Genomic DNA, 1436 nt, shown 5'->3' with positions numbered 1-1436 from the left:
GTGTCTCTTTTACCGGGGGGTTTTCCTGGGGGGGCGGCCCGGAACGGGGGCCGGGTGCGGGGGGGGGGTCGGGGGTCCAGCGCGGCTCAGCGGCGCGGGAACGGTTCGGCGGCGCGGGAACGGTTCAGCGGCGCGCGCCGGCGGCGGCGGTCGTCCGGGCGAGGACGTGCTCGACCATGGTGATCAGCACCTCCTTCGCCGAGTCGCGGCTGCGCACGTCGCACAGGACGAGGGGGACGTCGGCGTCCAGGTCCAGGGCGATCCGGACGTCCGCCGGGTCCTTGCGCTCGGCGCCGTCGAAGCAGTTCACCGCGACCATGAACGGGGTGCCGCGGTCCTCGAAGTAGTCGATCGCGGCGAACGAGTCGGCCAGCCGGCGGACGTCGGCGAGCACCACCGCGCCGACCGCGCCGAGCGCCAGCTCGTCCCACATGAACCAGAACCGCTGCTGGCCGGGCGTCCCGAACAGGTACAGGATCAGGCCGTCGCCCATCGTGATCCGGCCGAAGTCCATGGCCACGGTGGTGCTGGTCTTGTCCGCGACGCCGGTCGTGTCGTCCACGCCCGCGCCCCGGTCGGTCAGCATCTCCTCGGTGCGCAGCGGCCGGATCTCGCTGATCGAGCCGACCATCGTCGTCTTCCCGACGCCGAACCCGCCGGCGACGAGGATCTTCGCCGCGGTCGGCTGGCCGCCGCCGCGCCGGGCGGTCGCGGGCACGTGGACGGCGGTGTCAGAGTGCGCGTAGTCCATGCAGCAGCTTCCTTAGTACGAGCTCGTCCGGGACGTCGCCGGTGGGGGTCGCCTGCAGCACCCGCAGCAGGTTCTCCTCGCGCAGGTCGTCCACCAGGACGCGCACCACGCCCACGGGCAGGTCGATCTCGGACGACAGGTCGGCGAAGGTGATCGGCTCCGCGCAGCACGCCAGCACCCGGCGGTGCTCGGGATCCAGGCGGGTGCGCCGGGGGACCGGCAGCCCGGTCGCCTCCAGCAGGGAGATCAGGTTGAGGCTGTCGTCGCGCAGCCGCGTCCGGCCGCGCGTGACGGTGTAGGGACGGAAGATCGGCCCGGCGTCCTCGTCCAGCCAGCGGTCATCGCTCACGCGTGCTCACCTCACGCCGAGACCCGACAGCCGGGGGACCACCGGCGGCCGCTCGGCCAGCCGCTCGGCGAGCTCGGCCAGCGCGTACGCGACCGTGCCCGCGTCCGCGTCGGCGGGGCTCAGCGCGGCCAGGTACGCGTGCTCCCCGGCCGGGACGACGAACACCAGCATCGAGTCCATCTCGATGACGCTCTGCATCAGCTCGCCGCCGGAGAACCGCCTGCACGCGCCGCGCGCGAGCCCCTGCACGCCCGCGACCAGCGCGGACAGGTGCTCGGCGTCCTCCTGCCGCATCCCCGAGGACGCCGCGACCACCAGCCCGTCGCTCGACAGCAC

General features: G+C 73.7%; 3 protein-coding genes. All 3 read right to left on the bottom strand.

All coding sequences use genetic code 11. The features are described from left to right. Window positions 1-124 precede the first annotated feature (124 nt). Window positions 125-751, bottom strand: a complete 627-nt coding sequence (locus AB0J52_RS40510) for a GTP-binding protein (RefSeq protein WP_500188521.1) — start codon at window positions 749-751, stop codon at window positions 125-127. Beyond that, window positions 732-1100: a DUF742 domain-containing protein gene (locus AB0J52_RS40505; protein WP_500188519.1), complete on the bottom strand. Its 369-nt coding sequence runs from the start codon at window positions 1098-1100 to the stop codon at window positions 732-734. Before AB0J52_RS40505 ends, AB0J52_RS40510 begins: the two co-directional genes overlap by 20 nt. A gap of 6 nt (window positions 1101-1106) precedes the next feature. Continuing rightward, window positions 1107-1436: roadblock/LC7 domain-containing protein (locus tag AB0J52_RS40500; RefSeq protein ID WP_500188517.1), on the bottom strand; the 330-nt coding region annotated here is incomplete at its 5' end.

The organism is Spirillospora sp. NPDC049652 (genome assembly GCF_040675125.1).
In the GTDB taxonomy this organism is placed as follows: Bacteria; Actinomycetota; Actinomycetes; order Streptosporangiales; family Streptosporangiaceae; genus Spirillospora.
This window is presented reverse-complemented; position numbering and strand designations above follow the sequence as displayed.

What these genes read in the sequence shown, in the direction of transcription:
- AB0J52_RS40510 (WP_500188521.1), bottom strand. Translation starts at nt 751, where the DNA reads ATGGACTACGCGCACTCTGACACCGCCGTCCACGTGCCCGCGACCGCC.